Below are 16,298 nucleotides of genomic sequence, written 5' to 3' on the forward strand. Positions count from 1 at the left end.
CGGTATTGGTTCGCGGCAGATATGCCGGGATTTGGTACAGGTGTAAAAGAGGCCGCCCAAAGGCGACCTTCTTCACTCGTTCCACGCAGAAAACACCCGTTATCGGGTTTGACTCTGTCAAATCGCTACCAGCGATAAAAAAGACCAAGGCGAGAATGCCCCGCCCGGTTGTAGGTCAGTAGTTTTCTGATGGAGAGATTTGGAAAGCGTAATCGGTGGGTCACGCTCAGAAATGAGGGAGCACGACAGCGGGAGACCTCATATCTTCGCTGTCGCACTCAATGCCAGTTTGCATCATGGCTGATGACCGGAGGAGAGCCGGATTTAATGGCCTAATCCAGGGTTACCCGGAGTAGTACTTCTTTTCTGAATACAACCAGCGGTCGGCGAAAACCTTCCCGTATTGCACCCACAGAGTGATGATGATTTGCATCATCGCCCAGCGGCTTATTGAGAGTCGGATTCTTGGCTGTATTTAGAAAAGGCGCTTTGGCGAAGCGCACTTTATTTCGTAGGAGAAGGGAAGAATGCAGTAGTACGCACATACAAACTGAATTATCACCTTACGTTATTATTTTACCACGGAACGATATCTTCCACAACAAATACTTGGCGTATTTGACGGGAAAATATTGACTTCCCGTTAAATTTGTCATTCAGAAAATGAAATTAACGAAGCCCCATCATGAGGGCGATTAAACGAACGTCTAACCCGTTATCCGGTCACAAAGTGTCACCGCAAAGCGGCCTAGCTGCCGGGTACATATTAGTGCTGTGAATTAATATGGAACTCCCAGGATAAGGTTGTTTTGGGCCTGATTATTATCGTGAATCCGGGCATTGATCAGGTTATTAACAGCCCCGTCATTCACATTGATATCAATCGGTGAGAGCTTAATCTCAGCTTGTCCTGTGACCGCAACAGGGATCGGCTGTCGCTGCGTCATGCTGTTCATTGTCGGCGCGGTAAATGTCGGTTGTGGTGCCTGGTAGTTGAAACCGGGAACACTCAACGCTAACGCTGGATTGTTAAACGCGGTCCCTGATCCCATGCTTTGCGATGGCATCCCCTGCACTCCTGGGATTGTGCTGGCACGTGTAATATCTTCAACCGCATTGCTGAACGACTGCCAGACACGCCCCACCATCGAATCTTTATAGTAAAAGCCGTTCTCCGATAGCTGAGAATGCTTATTTTCCGGATTAACAGAGCCGAACCAGGAAGTGATTTTCAGAACTGCTGAAGCCATTTCCCCTAACGAGCTGCCCAACTCATTGGTGATCGGCACGAGGCCAGCCATGCCGCTGGCCAGGTTGTCGGTGTTCGTGGCGTACTCATTCAAACCAGAGATGAATCCCGCACCGAAGGTATCACTCAACGAATTGTTAATTCTTGAATATTCAATCGAGAGAGCGCCAAGGCGATTTAACTGTTCCTGCTGTGCATCCGATAATGCGTAACCATTACGGGCGAGGTCATCCATACGTTTCTGAACAGCTTCACCACCATCAGCAAAAGCGGGTAAGACCTTGCTCGCGTCGTTGATAGCTTCTGCGAACGCTGCCGTTTCGGCTTGGGTAAATTCGAATTGTCGGGACAACTGGCCCAGGTAAACCATTGCGGTGTTAAAGTCGAGGCGGTCTAATTCTTTAACAACCCGTTTTGCAGTCACTGCATTGGATTTGCCAGCAATGGCGTTGATAAGGTCACCAAGTTCACCACCACCGGATAACGTCGCCTTGCCGCTCTTGTCGGTCTTCCAAACCCCATTGGCGGTTAATTGACCAACCTTATCTCGAAAGTCGGCCTGGAAATCTAACATTTTGTCTGGAGAGATATTAAAGCCGGTCTTGTTTGCAACCACGTCCCGCACTGCTTCATATTCAAGACGGGAAACACCTTGAGATTGTAGAGTCTTCATTTGTTGGTTGCGTTCAAAGCTACCCTGTAGCACAGCCCCGGCTTTAGAGATCCCCATACTACCGATCAAAGCAGCACCGCCGATCACACCAGCGGCGGCAAGACCTGATCGCCCTCCCCGACCTTCGGTGCGTACACGACCAGCACGAACACCTGCGGCTTTCTGTTGACGTGTAATACGTTGCTGTAAACGGGCCTGTTTGCGTAACTCAGTGGTGATACGAGCCATTTCGAAGCGGGTCTCTTCGACCGTATAATTTTCACGTTTTTGTAGTTCAAGCACTTGTTTGGTGGCACTTATGGCTTTATACCGGGTTGCCACGTCTGCACCATTCACATTAGCCAGGGTCAGAGCTGACTTTCTTAGGCTGTTGTAATACGTTACTTCACGCTTGAGCGCGGCCTCCTTCTTTTCTTCAAGGGCAAGAGCACGTTTTTGTGCTGCGATGTCAGCAGCAACGGCAGCAGCGCCACGAGCCATCTGTGCATTTTGGCGAGAGGACACCGCCGGGTTGTAATGCTCTCGACCGATAGAAGGTGCATCCGGGTTATACGTCATAGCCCGGTGTTGACTTGCGGCTCGTACCTTTGCAGAGATACGAGCAAGCCGCATATTCTGAGCATCCAGAGCCTCTGCGCTTCTTGCCTGGTCGCTTTGACTCTTCGCTGCAAGGTTTGCCATTTTCCTGGCGTGGCTTTGTTCGGCTGCTGCCTGCTTCGCCTGTATCTGGGCCTGTTTTTGTTGCTCGTTGCCAAGCTGCTGGGCCTGCTTAAGCTTCGCAGTCTGGGCCTTCGCCGCCTGCAATGCCGCCTTGCCTTCACTCTGAGCGGTACGCTTCTGAGCCTTTTCCAGCGCCTTAGCGGGTTTCTCGTAAGCATCCTTGAGAGATTTTATCTTCTTGAGACTGCGTTTGTATGACGCGTTATCGGTGGAGAAGCTGATCTCGTTTACGGTACTAACGATAATCTTGTTCGATGCACTCATTCAACCCTCGCTGTACCGTTGATAGCGTAACCCAGACGCTCAAGCGCGGCGCGTTGTTCAGGTGTCAGCGTGGAAACATCTGCCTTCATCAGCAGACTGACCGGACGGAGGTTTGCGCTGTAGCCTTGGGCAGCACAAGTGAGGGCTATACCCTTGCTTTTAATCGCCTTGCCGCCTTTGGGCGCTGGCTCACTGGCTGTTGCAGTCGAAGCGCTCAGATAATTTTGAACCGCCGACGCTAAAGTGTCTTCAGCACTTTTATTCAGTTCTTCCGATTCGGCTGTTCCTGCGGTCATTGCTTCCAGAATGCTCGCGCGGATGTCTAAAATTGTCCTCATTATTATTTCCTTCAGTAGTCGGTAAAACAGGCAGATCCCAGACCATAGGCAACGGGTGACCATTGCCGACACGGGGATCAGCGATATGTATTCAAGTAGGGTCAAAACGTTGTTAGTGAAGCTGGGGGGATTTCTGTTTGCGGTTGGCGTGGCGCTTCACTGTTCTAATGTGCTCGACGTAAAGCGGGTCATCCCTGTCAGGCATACGCTCTGCCATCTGCTGGTCGGTCACACCCTCGGCTTTTAGATGTGCAACCACTGTATAGAGTGGCAATTGCAGGTCACGGCAGATAGTCGCCAGGAGTGCGCCAGACTCGTAATACATCCGGGCCATTCTCTTAGCGGTGTGCTGGTTGGCGTGACTTACACGCCGGAACCGTGGGTTCCAGGTTTTCGCCAGTTCAGCAACAAAATCGGGGTCGAGCCTGGTGATCAGGGCAACTTTGCCAGCCGTCATGCCATGTACAAGTAGAGTCTTGGCGGTTTTAACAACTGATTCATCACGGCGGCGCTTTTTGAAGAAGCGCTCTAAATCTGGGATTTCAGCACCGGAGGTGTTTACCTCTGATAAAGGGCTTTGCCCCGTAAGGTTTTCAGCCTGAAGGCTGTTGGCGGTCTGGCTATCGCCAGTAGCGGTATTACACAATTATTCCTCCAGTATCAGAATGGTTGATCTTCATCATAATCAAGCTGCGGCGCATACCCGTTAGCCTGCTGTTTTGCTGGTTCAGGTGCAGGTACATCATCAGGTCGCATATGCTCTCCAGGCTCACCCATATTGGTTTTTCCTGTCAGTTTCCACACAAGTTTGATCTCATCCTGCCAGGTTGTAGCGCCCTGTAATTGCGCCCAGCGTCTGGCTTCTGGACGTAACTGGAAACCTTCGAATGGGGTGTTGAGCCACGGTATCCCGACAACATTTTCCCCAGCAGACTCACTCAGGGGTGCATCATCACCACTGGATAGATCAGCATCGACAGGAACAGCCACAGCAGGTAAAGATCCGGTTTGTTCAATAACAGGTGCGGCACGTTCCACCACGGCAGGCTCCTGGATATCAGTTTTTTGACCATTCTTACCTTTCTCCTCGGCTTTAGGTTTCTGTTTTTTTGCTATGGTTACGACTGCGCTACCCTGCTGGGATAATCCGGCGTTAAGTTCTGCCAGAATGACTTCAGGGTCTTTAACCGTATAGACAGTGTGAGAAATTTCTTTGCTTCCTGGTTTACGGACCGAGGTTGCAGTGATCCAGCCCATTTTTACGAGCAGTTTCACTTTCTTCTGAACAGTAGACAGCCCCATGCAACAGCAATCCGCAATGTACTGTTGTGCAGGTCGGATCTGACCAGTCGTTTTCTTCCATCCAAGTAGATGACTGTAGACAGCCATTATCTCAAGGCTGTTTTCTACGCCATTGAAAATCTTGATACGAGCGACAGGGATCGACCAGTAAGAAAAAGTGTCGATGGTGATTGGTTTATCGTGGTTCGGTTGCAATAGTGATTCGTAAAGCTTAGTTTCTACTGTCTCGGTCATTGTTCTCTCCCTGTGGGTTCGTCTGTGGTTGTTCGTTGCGTTTCTGAATGTGTTTCGCCAGGTTCTGGCACATGTTCCGGATCATCCTGGGAACCGGCATCCCGAGGCGGTCAGATTCCTCGCGTAAAATTGCATATGTTTCATCGTCTAAAGATAGTTTCATCTCAAGTACCCCCGAATGCATAAAGGTTATCGCCCCTGCGATCACGGTGGCGATCAGGGGTAAGGAGCCGTGTTTGCGGCGATTTCGTTTGGTGGCGTTGCTGCCTACGGAGTAAAGCAGAGAATGGTTATTCGGTTGTGGTCAGATCTGGAATGGCTTTTCCAGTAATGCCTTCGAGTTCACCGCCAGCTTCGAGAATCTTCAATAGCAGGACCTGATCAGAGTGAAGGCCGATGCCATGAGAGGCGTAATAGACACGCCAGGCAGAAAGCACAGGTTCAATGATTTCCATAACATCGCGACCTTTTGCCAGCTCATGGCTGTAAGGCTTCAGGATATCCCGGATGATTTTTGCATTCTTAGCCTGCTGGCGCAGACCTTTGATGATGTTCATTGCTTCGCGAGTAGCAGGGTAGAGTTTGTCTGCTTTCTTGGAACCGCCAACGCGAGTTCTGAAACTACGAAGATTTATTAAAGAGGTGATTTTGTTGTCGATTGCAGAAACAATCTCTGAAGCGGTAGCGTTCGAGAAGTCGAACAAAACAGGTTTTGGCATTAAGTCTCCTATGGTCAGTTAATTCTAATTTCTCACTCTATTATTGCATTATGTCATAAATCACACTTTTTGTCAAGTTTTTTATTGCATCACAATCAAAAGTGTGCTAGCGACAATTTGGGCTGGACCGAATAATTCCACAAAGCAACACACAATGTCATTAGCAATTTGTGCTGAGCGTGAGTTTTTGTATTGCATTCTTATTTTAGGTGGTAAATAATTCAAGGTTACCCCCCCCCCAACAATGCCCCCTAAGCAATTCTAGGCCGTAGGCAGTACCTATGGGTTACCTCCTCCATTTAAACTCCGTGTAGCGTGCCTGATGCGCTCTGTGAGCTTCCTGTGAAGTATGAGGGGGGAGCGCCGCCCCTCCAAGGGGGAAGTTACGTCGCGTTGCAAGCTCCTCTGCGCCGTGCTCGATCCACATTTGACTGACGCGCCTCGCGGCTTGTCTCCCACACATATCTGAAGTGGCAGAGCCATTCAGAGCAGAGCGATAGAAGCTCTCTCCTTTACTACCCCATACGTGAACACCAGTTCACCCGCCATTGGTCTTGGTCTTTAAGATCTTTTGGTGATTTTATTTTTGGTTTTATTACTGCTCTTATACTACGTCCCTCAGAAGACACCTCTCCTCCAGCGGAAGACACGTATCTTCCAGTAGAAGACACCCTCAACTCTGGCAGAAGACACCTCAACTGCATGTATCCAGTGCACGGTGGAGGAAGATAACCATTTGCTGGTGCTTCATGTCGTAACTGAGTAACCTCGTTCAATCAGCTAACAAAAGGACACGACATGGAAATCATCCAGGGCAAAGACAGCTTCAACGAGATGGCAACCGGAATTCTGGTGAAACTGCATGCAGATTATCCGGTTTACTCATCTTTCGATTTTTCCGACTTCGGCTGGAAGCCCAGAGGAGACAGAACTCAAATTGACCTGTTGTGCTACACGCTCCAGGCTCTCAGCGATATGGGTTATATCGAAATAATCTCTTCAACCGACATGGACAGCGCCGCCAAGTTAACACCTCGTGGTTTGAATTTACTTCAGCAGCAGGCACCAGGCGCAGGCGATGCAATTATTAACGTTCTCAAAGGAGCTGCGGGTGAGACCCGCTCTGCGGTAATCGGTGCCGTCATCGGTTGGATTTTTGGTGGGAAATAATAGAGTTAAATACCCTTAAATGATCCTTCCTGCCGTCTGTTGTCACTGGCTCGCCTGCGGGACGTGTAGAACGCTATGGTGTGATGTATGCAGGGAAGCCAGTAATGGCGGGGCCTCGGCAGATCTGCCACTCAAGGTACAGTTAAATACACTCCTTGATCCACCCTTCCATACCGAAAAAATAAATTTTCTTCGCAAAAACAACGATAAACAGCCCATTCCTGGGCCTATGGGAGCCTCTCAGCGGGGCGCTGTGCTGGCGGTGAGTCAGTTCACATCTGGTGGAAGAACGCGCCGTGTAACGCTTCTGGTGAAGTCAGGGAAGGAATGGTGGGGCTGCTTGCGCTTGTGTGGATTTCAGGTAATAAAAAACCCCGCCGAAGCGAGGTCAAAGAAGGTTTTTTTTGGGGTGGTTCAGGCTTCGGCCTTGATGTTCATAACCGTTCTGGTGCTCACGTTGTGGCTTTCTGCGATTGCACGAATGGTCTTACCTGCTGCGAGTTCTGCTTTAATGGCTTCACGGTCAATAGAGCGACCTTTGCCCCGTCCGGTTATCCTGCCAGCGGCTTTTGCTGCTTCATAACCTTCACGCTGGCGCTCCAGCATCGTTTCACGTTCCATCTGTGCGACTGCTGCCAGTACGGTTAGCATCATATTACCCGCCGGAGAGTTCTTCCCGGTCTTAAAATCCTCTTTGTGGAACTGAACAACTACACCACGTTCTGTTAACCGCTCAACCGTTGCCAGCAGGTCCGCAGTGTTACGGCAAAGGCGATCAATGCTGTGAACATGCAAGACATCACCTTCACGGATGTAGTTCATCATGGCTTCAAACTGTGGGCGCTGCGTGTTCTTTCCTGAAGCCTTATCTTCAAAGACCTTATCGAGTGTCACGCCTGCCAACTGGCGATCTGTATGCTGCTGTGTCGTCGATACCCTGATGTAACCTATGTTCGCCATCTCATCCCCTTACCATAATGTTGCAAAATGCCCATGAAGATTAAACTACAACAATGTATTACTTTAAATCAAGGCTTTTTACTACAAAAAGACAGCGTTTCGCCTGTTGTAATAAAGCGAGGCAAAATGCAACACAAGCAAACCACTCTAACGCAGTGGTAGCGCTATGATATTCGCCACAGATCCTGTGAAATTATTAGGGTGCTAATCTTTTCACTTAACAGATCAAAAATAGAGCCGGGCGATATTTTCAGCGGCAAGATGTAAACTGGATTGAGAAAGAGGCGGGACACCTACGGGGGCGGGTTATGAAAATGAAGAAACTTTTACTTTGTGTGGTGGCGCTGCTGCCACTATCGGCACAAGCGGGCCGCATTACCATGCAATTGACCGAACAGACCGATACTGCCAGCGGTACACTGTGCCGTTATTCCAACTCAATATATGACTTCGTCTATAAAACGAACAGCACACATTGTGCCAGTGTGAAAACTTTCGACACCTCGGACAATCTGAAGTAAAAGGACATTATGTCTCTTTATCGTTGATGGAGTAACAGTGGTCACGATCACAAAAACCTACGAGAAGATAGCCCCGAAACTTGATGACATGGTGTGCCGTGGATTCAGCGACATTGAATTGAGGTATGGAAGCCAACACGAAATTTACGCTTATGGCGAAAGGAAACTTTCAGCAGAGGATTTCCGCATTCTCTACCCTGAAAAGGTAAATGATATCCCGCAAGACTTCCCACCAGATGCCACAGTGATCGTAGAAGACATGGTGTTGCTGTACAAACCCCGTAACGGACAACTCACCAGAACAGCCTCAGCGACACAGCTTAAGCATCATCAGGCTTTTAACGATTGGTGTCATGCTAATGTTGGAAGGGGAAAAGGCTACACCCACACGACGAAGAGCACAGTTAACGCGATCAACATCGTCGGCACTATCGTATTGGTAGGGCTGGTCACCTGGGGTTTGTCACATATTCGCTAAATCAATATGCTACGCATACGACCTAACTTCGTTTAGGTATAATTCCGTAACATCAAAATCCAGGATGAAAGGATCTTTACAACCTTTCTCATGGTAAAGATGGATGATTTTGCATAATGTTTGCGCGGCCAATCTATCTATTGAATCAGTACGGGCAGCATTATTATGACTCTTCTCATAAAAATATCGTTCATTTTTGAACATATTTGCACTAATACTCAGCGTTTCTAAATCACCATCAGAGAAAAGGTAATCTTTGATTTTTAGGGGGGTTTTTAGCAGGAGTGAGTTGAGATTATGCCCATCATCTCCTTTCTTCTTTCGGTAGGTGTAACGCTCATCCAGTCGTCCTTCATTGGCACTAATACTTGAAGAGAAACTTTTCAAAAGTATCTCAATGGAAAGTGCAGACATTATGTTTTGAATAGCCGCTCGTCTGTGAGTAGATCTCTTGGCTGTCATAAAATAATCATACGCTGTCTCAACCATCCACGGTCTAAAATCAACGATATCTACAGCTGATACATCCTGTATGAAAGATATTTTTTGCATTCTATTTCCCCAGTGAGTTAGCAAACTGCCTCAGAGTTTCGAATATTATAACACGGTGAAAATACGGCTAAGAATGTCACCAGAATCAATGGGGCCTACCTTTAACGTTTGTCAGGCTGTTTTTAGACAACAGGAGACATAAAGCCCGTTGGTGGTAAGACAACGTGCGGAGCGTAGCGACTTCATCAGGGTTATGTCAGACAGTGAAGTTTATCAGGATCGCCGTGTACCCTTTCGGGAGCGTGGCTGAGACGCTGGCAGAGCTTGCATGTGGTGTGCAAGGACCATGACCACCATAGACCTGTTTATTCCCTGCAACGTCATCACGACGTGTGGCATGTGGGAGCATCGGCAAAAAATGCGCTTCACTGAAAGTTGCGGGAATGCTTAGAGACGTTGGCAGCGTCATTGGCTTCGAGTTGATAGCGGTTCGTGGTGACTGTTCACGCTTTGTACCTGTTCGAGCTTTACAACTACAGGCCGCTACGTGCTAACATCCCTGAATAGCCACTGTTAACCATAGCGGCAACTGTTACTGAAAGAATTACTGAGAAAAAGATCCTGTATTACGCAGTATAATTGGTGGAAAACACTGGTTTTACTGGGTTTCGCTAGGATTTTGTTGTGGGATTGCCGATAATAGGAGTCGAACCTACGACCTTCGCATTACGAATGCGCTGCTCTACCAACTGAGCTATATCGGCCCTGAGAGGCCGGTTACGAGTGTAACCACGGGGCAAAAGGTTAAAACTAACGGGGTGATGCGTCAATAGCCTTGCGAATCAAAAGCCTAATTTTGCATCACCCACGTTTATTTACGCACGAATCGTATCATCGCCGAAGCCGATCCACTTGTAGGTGGTCAGCGCTTCCAGCCCCATCGGGCCACGGGCGTGCAGTTTTTGCGTGCTCACCGCCACCTCTGCGCCCAGTCCAAACTGGCCGCCGTCGGTGAAGCGGGTTGAGGCATTCACGTAGACCGCAGAAGAATCCACTTCATTGATGAACCGATCGGCGTTGCGCAGGGTGCGGGTCAGAATCGCGTCAGAGTGCTGCGTGCCGTGGGTGCGAATGTGGGCGATAGCATCGTCCAAATCGGTGACCACTTTCACATTCAGATCCAGCGACAGATATTCGTCGTCATACTGCTGTGCTTTGACCACTTCCACTTTCGCTGGGCCATCTTTCAACAACGCCAGCGCATTCTCATCTGCATGCAGCGTCACGCCGCTCTCGGCCATCTGCTTGCTCAGCGCAGGTAAGAACGTCTGCGCGATACCCTGATGCACCAGCAGCGTTTCAACGGTGTTGCAGGTACTCGGGCGCTGGGTTTTGGCGTTGACGATAATCTTCAGGGCAGGCGCGATCTCTGCGCTGTCATCCACCACGATATGACACACGCCAATCCCGCCGGTGATCACCGGAATGGTCGACTGTTCGCGGCACAGCTTGTGCAGGCCCGCCCCACCGCGTGGGATCAGCATGTCGATGTATTTATCCATGCGCAGCATTTCATTCACCAGCGCACGATCCGGGCTTTCGATAGCCTGTACCGCACCGGCTGGCAGGCCGCACTCTTCCAGCGCCTGCTGGATGACGTTAACGGTGGCCGCGTTGGTTCGCCACGTCTCTTTGCCCCCGCGCAGAATGGCGGCGTTACCGGTTTTCAGGCACAGGGAGGCGACGTCGACGGTCACGTTCGGGCGCGCTTCATAAATCACGCCGATCACACCGAGTGGGACGCGGCGACGCTCGATGCGCAGACCGCTGTCGAGCAGCCCGCCGTCAATCACCTGCCCCACCGGATCGGCGAGGTTGCAGACCTGGCGCACGTCATCCGCGATGCTTTTAAGACGTGCGGGCGTCAGAGCCAGGCGGTCGAGCATTGCCTCGCTCAAACCATTGTTACGCGCGTCGGCCAAATCCTGTTCGTTGGCGAGCAGGATCTGCTGAGACTGTGCTTCCAGATAATCAGCGATTTTTTCCAGAACGCGGTTTTTCTCGCGGCTGGAAAGGAGCGCCAGTTTGTAAGAGGCGGCTTTGGCAGCGGCGCCCATTTGTTCCAGCATGATTGGCTCCTTAGCGAATGATCATATCGTCACGATGCACTGCAACCGGGCCGTATTCATAGCCCAGGATGGCGTCGATTTGCTGTGAGTGATGCCCGGCAATGCGGCGCAGCGCGTCGCTGTTGTAGCGGCTAACGCCGTGGGCAATATCGCGACCTTCAAGATTACAGATACGAATCACTTCACCACGGGAGAAGTTACCTGTCACGCTTTTAATTCCTTTTGGAAGCAATGAGCTGCCTCTTTCCAGAATCGCGGCGGTCGCCCCTTCATCGACGGTGATTTCACCGGCTGGCGGTGCGCCAAAAATCCAGCGTTTGCGGTTTTCCAGCGGAGAAGCCTGCGCGTGGAAACGGGTGCCGACGGAGATTCCTTCCATCACGTCGCCAATCACGCCCGGACGGCTGCCCGCTGCGATGATGGTATCGATACCCGCGCGACAGGCCACGTCGGCGGCCTGCAGCTTGGTGCCCATTCCGCCGGTGCCCAGTCCGGAAACGCTGTCTCCGGCAATGGCGCGCAGTGCGTCATCAATGCCGTAAACGTCCTTAATCAGCTGCGCCTGCGGGTTATTGCGCGGGTCGGCGGTAAACAGCCCCTGCTGATCCGTGAGCAACAGCAGCTTGTCTGCCCCGGCCAGAATCGCCGCCAGCGCAGAGAGATTATCGTTATCGCCGACTTTGATTTCAGCGGTTGCCACCGCATCGTTCTCGTTAATTACCGGAACGATGTTGTTATCCAGCAGCGCACGCAGGGTGTCTCGCGCGTTCAGGAAGCGTTCACGATCTTCCATGTCCGCGCGTGTCAGAAGCATCTGCCCGACGTGAATACCATAGATAGAGAACAGCTGTTCCCACAGTTGAATCAGTCGGCTTTGCCCGACCGCGGCCAGCAGCTGCTTAGAGGCGATGGTGGCGGGGAGTTCGGGGTAGCCCAGATGTTCGCGCCCGGCGGCAATCGCGCCTGACGTGACAATCACAATACGATGACCTGCGGCGTGAAGCTGTGCGCACTGGCGGACAAGTTCAACAATGTGGGCGCGATTAAGGCGGCGCGATCCGCCTGTTAAAACACTGGTACCGAGTTTTACCACCAGCGTCTGGCTGTCACTCATGATTCTCTGCCATTCAACAATAAGGGAAAATGATGTCAATCAGACGTTTTAACAGGACTCAGCGCCGTTGCCAACTGCTGGTGCACAAAGCTCGCGGATTTGTTGCGCGGGATCAGGAAGCGTAGCGGCAGATTTTGACAGTTTTATGACTGAAAAATTAAAACTGACTTTTTTAAACATATTCTTACTTTGTCATAAAACGTTCACCCGCAGACGATAAAACCCTTCCTGTTTTTCACGGGGTAATAAGCTGAATCTTATTGCTCAGCGAATATTAGCGCGTTTTATAAAACATCAGGATTGAAAATGAAAAAGAGCACTCTGGCATTAGTGGTAATGGGCGTTGTGGCTTCCGCATCTGTACACGCAGCTGAAGTTTATAATAAGAACGGAAATAAACTGGACGTGTACGGCAAAGTAAAAGCAATGCACTACCTGAGTGATGATGATACCAAAGACGGCGACCAGACGTATGTCCGTTTCGGCTTTAAAGGCGAAACACAAATTAACGATCAGCTGACCGGTTACGGTCGCTGGGAAGCAGAATTCTCCGGCAACAAAGCCGAGAGTGATTCCACGCAGAAAACCCGTCTGGCCTTTGCCGGTCTGAAGCTGAAAGATATCGGCTCCTTCGACTACGGTCGTAACCTTGGCGCGCTGTATGACGTGGAAGCCTGGACCGATATGTTCCCGGAATTCGGCGGAGACTCTTCGGCGCAAACCGATAACTTCATGACCAAACGTGCCACCGGCCTCGCCACCTACCGCAACACCGACTTCTTCGGCGTGATTGATGGCCTGGACATGACCCTGCAGTATCAGGGCAAAAACGAAGGCCGCGATGCGAAAAAACAGAACGGCGACGGCTTCGGCACCTCGTTGACCTATGATTTCGGTGGCAGCGATTTCGCCGTCAGCGGTGCGTACACCAACTCTGACCGTACCAACGCGCAGAACCTGCTGGCACGCGGTGAAGGCGAAAAAGCCGAAGCCTGGGCAACCGGTCTGAAATATGACGCCAATGATATCTACCTGGCGGCGATGTATTCTGAAACCCGTAATATGACACCAATTTCCGGTGGTTTCGCGAATAAAGCGCAGAACTTTGAAGTGGTCGCGCAATATCAGTTCGATTTCGGTCTTCGTCCGTCCCTGGGCTATGTCCAGTCGAAAGGCAAGGATATTGAAGGCATCGGCGATGAAGATCTGGTGAAATATATCGACGTCGGCGCGACCTATTATTTCAACAAAAACATGTCTGCGTTTGTTGATTATAAAATCAACCAGATTGATGACGATAATAAACTGGGCGTGAGCAGCGATGATATCGTCGCTCTCGGTATGACCTACCAGTTCTGATATCGATGAATGAAAAAAAACCCGGCGCGAGAGCAGCCGGGTTTTTATTGTCTGTCGCTTTTTTGCAGGTAAGGCGTTAAGCGGAGAGTTTGACCTGCTGGTTAGTAAAATTATCAGCCGGTTCGAGCTTTAAATCTAAGGTCGCCAGCAGATCGCGCGCTCGGTCGTGGAATCCACGCAGCGTTAGCTCCAGGCGGTCGATCACTTCCTGATCCTTGATAGTTGTCGCTTCCCAGTGGCCATCTTTGTTAAACAGGCCAAAGTGATAGCTATACGTAAAACGCTTCTCTTCCGCGTTCATTTCCATCCACCAGCCCCAGAACTCCCGTTTTTCGGGTGCAGGCTTCACGTTGACGCAAACAGCCAGGCAGTCGAAAAAAAAGCGATTCTCTTCACACTGCTCTTCTCGAATATACGGGCCAAGAGCCATGAACTTCTTAATCAGTCTACTTTTCGGGTGTCCACTCGGTAACGTCATTGCGATCTCCTTTTGTGAAGCCACTGTTTTACCAAACCGTCAAAATTTAGCAATCTCTTAACACAATCTCTTGGTGATCCAGCGTGTAATCTCGTTCAATGCTTTGTCAAAATTCTGATACACCGGACTGAAGGGTATCTCGAGCAGCTTGCCATCGGAAGATGACGAGGTGATTAAACGCGACTCTTCTTCCGGGCTGAAAGGATCGTTTTTCCAGAAACCTGACAGCATTGGCGTCGGACAGCGGCGTCCGAGCAGGCCCTGGGTCTTTAATGAATAACGGTTCAGTTCCACACGCAGCGCTTCGTCTGATGCATCATGCATGCCAAGGCGGCTCGCCAGCACGTCTAAATACATCTCCGGCACGCTCCCCTGACGGGTGGGATCGCTGAGCAGCGCATGAACCACCGGCCCAAGACAGGCCACCGCTTTCAGGCGTGACGATTCCAGATAAGCCAGGCGTACCGCGACGTTGGCGCCAAACCGGAAGCCAAATGCCGCCACGCGGGTGTGGTCCACCCAGGGAATATTTTCGAGCGCTTTTAACGCATGCTGGTGCAATAAGCTGGAGTCCTGCGTCAGCTTCCACTTCGAGGAAAACCCGATCGATGGCATATCGAGCGTCAGCATCGCGATCCCTTTTGGTGCAAAGTAGCGCTCAAACAGGCTGAAATAATCAATCTGCAGGGAGTCCAGCCCGCCGCACATCATCACCGTCGGGAACGGGCCGTCGCCAGGCGGCATGTGTAAAAAGCCGGTGACCGGCGCACCGCCGGGAATGGTGAACTCCAGTTCACGCACGTTGCACGGTAAACGCTGGGCTGCTTCTTCGTAGGCACGGTTAGCCAGCGCCTGCGCCTGTTCCGCCAGATCGTCGCCCTTAAGATGCGGATAGGCGGCGATGCTGTAAAGGTTGGCGGCGTGGAGCCAGTGCTTTCCGCTGAGGGTCTGGTCCTGCTCCTGGTTAGCCTTCTGCTGCCAGAGCATCGCCTGCGTCGCCCATTCGTAAATCCAGTTGCCACCGCGATAGCCGACGACCGTATCGTAGAGATCGCTGTCGGTGCGGTCGGCCTCGCTCATGACGATGCGCGCCTGGACGTCGAGAATTTCACGGGCATCAATGCCGCGCCAGATCCACATCAGACGGTTAATCATGCGATACCAGTGCGGCACGTTTTTGCCGTCCAGAGCGGACTGCACAGCAGGCTGAGTGCCAGGGTTGAAGCGACGAACAAGAGTCGACGTTTCCGGGTGTTTGAAACGAGGTTTGAACAGGGTTTCGCTAAGATTCGCCTGGGTCATTGCGCGCTGCCTCCATGATTACGTCACATAGAGGCATTGTAACGCGCTGGAGGCTAAAAAAAACAACGCCCGGCATCACCGGGCGTTAAAAATAATTTCGTTCTGTAATTAACGGCCAGAAATCGGCGGTACGAAGACCACGCCCATATCCCACGGCTGTTCAATCCAGGTATCCTGCGGGATGTCGATAACATAGTCGTTGACCAGCGGACGACCAGCTGGTTTGGCGAAGATGGTGACGAAATGCGCTTTTGGATACATTTCACGGATCGCAACGGCAGTGCCGCCGGTATCGACCAGATCGTCGATGACGATAAAGCCTTCGCCGTCGCCTTCAGCGCGTTTCAGCACGGTCAGCTCGCGCTGGTTATCGTGGTCATAGCTGGAGATGCAGACGGTATCGACATGGCGAATACCCAGTTCACGAGCCAGCAATGCGCCCGGTACCAGACCGCCACGGCTCACGGCAATAATGCCTTTCCACTGTTCAGAAGGCATCAGGCGTGCAGCCAGTTTGCGCGCGTGAATCTGCAACATGTCCCAGGTGACGACGTATTTTTCGCTCATGTGAAGTGTCCCAGCCTGTTTATATACGGCTTAAAAAGTGTTCGAGGGGGAAATAGGTTGCGCGAGATTATAGAGATCTGACGCACTAAAAACCAGTGTTTAGCGGCGCGGGGCGGAGTTTTTACGTGCTTAATGCTAGCAGCGAACGGAGAAAGTGGTATTCTCAACCTCATCTCGCAAGCCCGACTTGTGCTGACTATCACTCTGCTAACCCTGTGACCTGCAAGCT

General features: G+C 51.0%; 16 protein-coding genes and 1 tRNA gene. 4 read left to right on the plus strand and 13 right to left on the minus strand.

The window, feature by feature from the left end; all coding sequences use genetic code 11:
• Positions 1-779 precede the first annotated feature (779 nt).
• The 5 genes from OVA10_RS20130 to OVA10_RS20150 all read right to left on the minus strand — a co-directional run bounded on the left by OVA10_RS20130 (position 780) and on the right by OVA10_RS20150 (position 5,499).
• Positions 780-2,906 carry a chemotaxis protein gene (locus OVA10_RS20130; RefSeq protein ID WP_268196687.1) on the minus strand — a complete coding sequence of 709 codons (2,127 nt, stop codon included), beginning with the start codon at positions 2,904-2,906 and terminating at the stop codon, positions 780-782.
• A complete protein-coding gene (locus tag OVA10_RS20135; protein WP_268196688.1) occupies positions 2,903-3,244 on the minus strand; it encodes a hypothetical protein in 342 nt (113 codons plus the stop codon). The genes OVA10_RS20130 and OVA10_RS20135 overlap by 4 nt, the downstream gene beginning before the upstream one ends.
• Positions 3,245-3,356: 112 nt before the next feature.
• Complete coding sequence (locus OVA10_RS20140) at positions 3,357-3,890, minus strand: hypothetical protein (RefSeq protein ID WP_268196689.1); 534 nt, start codon at positions 3,888-3,890, stop codon at positions 3,357-3,359.
• A 14-nt stretch (positions 3,891-3,904) separates the two neighbouring features.
• Positions 3,905-4,780: a hypothetical protein gene (locus OVA10_RS20145; RefSeq protein WP_268196691.1), complete on the minus strand. Its 876-nt coding sequence runs from the start codon at positions 4,778-4,780 to the stop codon at positions 3,905-3,907.
• 290 nt (positions 4,781-5,070) lie between these two features.
• On the minus strand, positions 5,071-5,499 hold the full coding sequence (locus tag OVA10_RS20150) for a hypothetical protein (protein WP_268196692.1): 429 nt from the start codon (positions 5,497-5,499) through the stop codon (positions 5,071-5,073).
• A 798-nt stretch (positions 5,500-6,297) separates the two neighbouring features.
• Between OVA10_RS20150 and OVA10_RS20155 the strand changes: the two genes are divergently transcribed.
• The gene (locus OVA10_RS20155; protein ID WP_268196693.1) at positions 6,298-6,669 is read left to right on the plus strand and encodes a hypothetical protein; all 372 of its coding nucleotides are present in this window, start codon (positions 6,298-6,300) and stop codon (positions 6,667-6,669) included.
• Positions 6,670-7,083: 414 nt separating this feature from the next.
• On the opposite strand, the gene OVA10_RS20160 is transcribed toward OVA10_RS20155, so the two are convergent.
• Positions 7,084-7,629, minus strand: coding sequence for a recombinase family protein (locus OVA10_RS20160; RefSeq protein ID WP_268196694.1), 546 nt, complete (start codon positions 7,627-7,629; stop codon positions 7,084-7,086).
• 308 nt (positions 7,630-7,937) lie between these two features.
• Between OVA10_RS20160 and OVA10_RS20165 the strand changes: the two genes are divergently transcribed.
• Both OVA10_RS20165 and OVA10_RS20170 read left to right on the plus strand, forming a co-directional pair.
• The gene (locus OVA10_RS20165) at positions 7,938-8,150 is read left to right on the plus strand and encodes a hypothetical protein (protein ID WP_326493400.1); all 213 of its coding nucleotides are present in this window, start codon (positions 7,938-7,940) and stop codon (positions 8,148-8,150) included.
• 37 nt (positions 8,151-8,187) lie between these two features.
• A complete protein-coding gene (locus tag OVA10_RS20170) occupies positions 8,188-8,628 on the plus strand; it encodes a hypothetical protein (RefSeq protein ID WP_268196695.1) in 441 nt (146 codons plus the stop codon).
• Between the two features lie 9 nt (positions 8,629-8,637).
• Here OVA10_RS20170 and OVA10_RS20175 read toward each other — a convergent pair whose 3' ends face one another.
• The 4 genes from OVA10_RS20175 to proB all read right to left on the minus strand — a co-directional run bounded on the left by OVA10_RS20175 (position 8,638) and on the right by proB (position 12,363).
• Positions 8,638-9,180, minus strand: coding sequence for a hypothetical protein (locus tag OVA10_RS20175; RefSeq protein WP_268196696.1), 543 nt, complete (start codon positions 9,178-9,180; stop codon positions 8,638-8,640).
• 631 nt (positions 9,181-9,811) lie between these two features.
• Positions 9,812-9,884 (minus strand) — tRNA-Thr (locus OVA10_RS20180).
• 111 nt (positions 9,885-9,995) lie between these two features.
• Positions 9,996-11,249: a glutamate-5-semialdehyde dehydrogenase gene (proA, locus tag OVA10_RS20185; RefSeq protein ID WP_123430009.1), complete on the minus strand. Its 1,254-nt coding sequence runs from the start codon at positions 11,247-11,249 to the stop codon at positions 9,996-9,998.
• A 10-nt stretch (positions 11,250-11,259) separates the two neighbouring features.
• A complete protein-coding gene (gene proB, locus OVA10_RS20190; protein ID WP_100777506.1) occupies positions 11,260-12,363 on the minus strand; it encodes a glutamate 5-kinase in 1,104 nt (367 codons plus the stop codon).
• Between the two features lie 306 nt (positions 12,364-12,669).
• Between proB and phoE the strand changes: the two genes are divergently transcribed.
• Positions 12,670-13,722: a phosphoporin PhoE gene (gene phoE, locus OVA10_RS20195; protein WP_100777507.1), complete on the plus strand. Its 1,053-nt coding sequence runs from the start codon at positions 12,670-12,672 to the stop codon at positions 13,720-13,722.
• Positions 13,723-13,798: 76 nt separating this feature from the next.
• Here phoE and crl read toward each other — a convergent pair whose 3' ends face one another.
• From crl to gpt, 3 genes are all read right to left on the minus strand, one after another.
• Positions 13,799-14,200 carry a sigma factor-binding protein Crl gene (gene crl, locus OVA10_RS20200; protein WP_100777508.1) on the minus strand — a complete coding sequence of 134 codons (402 nt, stop codon included), beginning with the start codon at positions 14,198-14,200 and terminating at the stop codon, positions 13,799-13,801.
• 57 nt (positions 14,201-14,257) lie between these two features.
• Complete coding sequence (gene frsA, locus OVA10_RS20205) at positions 14,258-15,502, minus strand: esterase FrsA (protein ID WP_100777509.1); 1,245 nt, start codon at positions 15,500-15,502, stop codon at positions 14,258-14,260.
• A gap of 108 nt (positions 15,503-15,610) precedes the next feature.
• Positions 15,611-16,069 carry a xanthine phosphoribosyltransferase gene (gene gpt / locus OVA10_RS20210; RefSeq protein WP_047174674.1) on the minus strand — a complete coding sequence of 153 codons (459 nt, stop codon included), beginning with the start codon at positions 16,067-16,069 and terminating at the stop codon, positions 15,611-15,613.
• Between the last annotated feature and the right edge of the window lie 229 nt (positions 16,070-16,298).

The sequence above is a fragment of the Lelliottia sp. SL45 genome (genome assembly GCF_026672535.1).
Lineage (GTDB): Bacteria > Pseudomonadota > Gammaproteobacteria > Enterobacterales > Enterobacteriaceae > Enterobacter > Enterobacter nimipressuralis.

What these genes read in the sequence shown, in the direction of transcription:
- OVA10_RS20175 (WP_268196696.1), bottom strand. Translation starts at nt 9,180, where the DNA reads ATGCAAAAAATATCTTTCATACAGGATGTATCAGCTGTAGATATCGTT.
- proA (WP_123430009.1), bottom strand. Translation starts at nt 11,249, where the DNA reads ATGCTGGAACAAATGGGCGCCGCTGCCAAAGCCGCCTCTTACAAACTG.
- OVA10_RS20155 (WP_268196693.1), top strand. Translation starts at nt 6,298, where the DNA reads ATGGAAATCATCCAGGGCAAAGACAGCTTCAACGAGATGGCAACCGGA.
- frsA (WP_100777509.1), bottom strand. Translation starts at nt 15,502, where the DNA reads ATGACCCAGGCGAATCTTAGCGAAACCCTGTTCAAACCTCGTTTCAAA.
- crl (WP_100777508.1), bottom strand. Translation starts at nt 14,200, where the DNA reads ATGACGTTACCGAGTGGACACCCGAAAAGTAGACTGATTAAGAAGTTC.
- OVA10_RS20145 (WP_268196691.1), bottom strand. Translation starts at nt 4,780, where the DNA reads ATGACCGAGACAGTAGAAACTAAGCTTTACGAATCACTATTGCAACCG.
- phoE (WP_100777507.1), top strand. Translation starts at nt 12,670, where the DNA reads ATGAAAAAGAGCACTCTGGCATTAGTGGTAATGGGCGTTGTGGCTTCC.
- OVA10_RS20160 (WP_268196694.1), bottom strand. Translation starts at nt 7,629, where the DNA reads ATGGCGAACATAGGTTACATCAGGGTATCGACGACACAGCAGCATACA.
- proB (WP_100777506.1), bottom strand. Translation starts at nt 12,363, where the DNA reads ATGAGTGACAGCCAGACGCTGGTGGTAAAACTCGGTACCAGTGTTTTA.
- gpt (WP_047174674.1), bottom strand. Translation starts at nt 16,069, where the DNA reads ATGAGCGAAAAATACGTCGTCACCTGGGACATGTTGCAGATTCACGCG.
- OVA10_RS20150 (WP_268196692.1), bottom strand. Translation starts at nt 5,499, where the DNA reads ATGCCAAAACCTGTTTTGTTCGACTTCTCGAACGCTACCGCTTCAGAG.
- OVA10_RS20130 (WP_268196687.1), bottom strand. Translation starts at nt 2,906, where the DNA reads ATGAGTGCATCGAACAAGATTATCGTTAGTACCGTAAACGAGATCAGC.
- OVA10_RS20135 (WP_268196688.1), bottom strand. Translation starts at nt 3,244, where the DNA reads ATGAGGACAATTTTAGACATCCGCGCGAGCATTCTGGAAGCAATGACC.
- OVA10_RS20165 (WP_326493400.1), top strand. Translation starts at nt 7,938, where the DNA reads ATGAAAATGAAGAAACTTTTACTTTGTGTGGTGGCGCTGCTGCCACTA.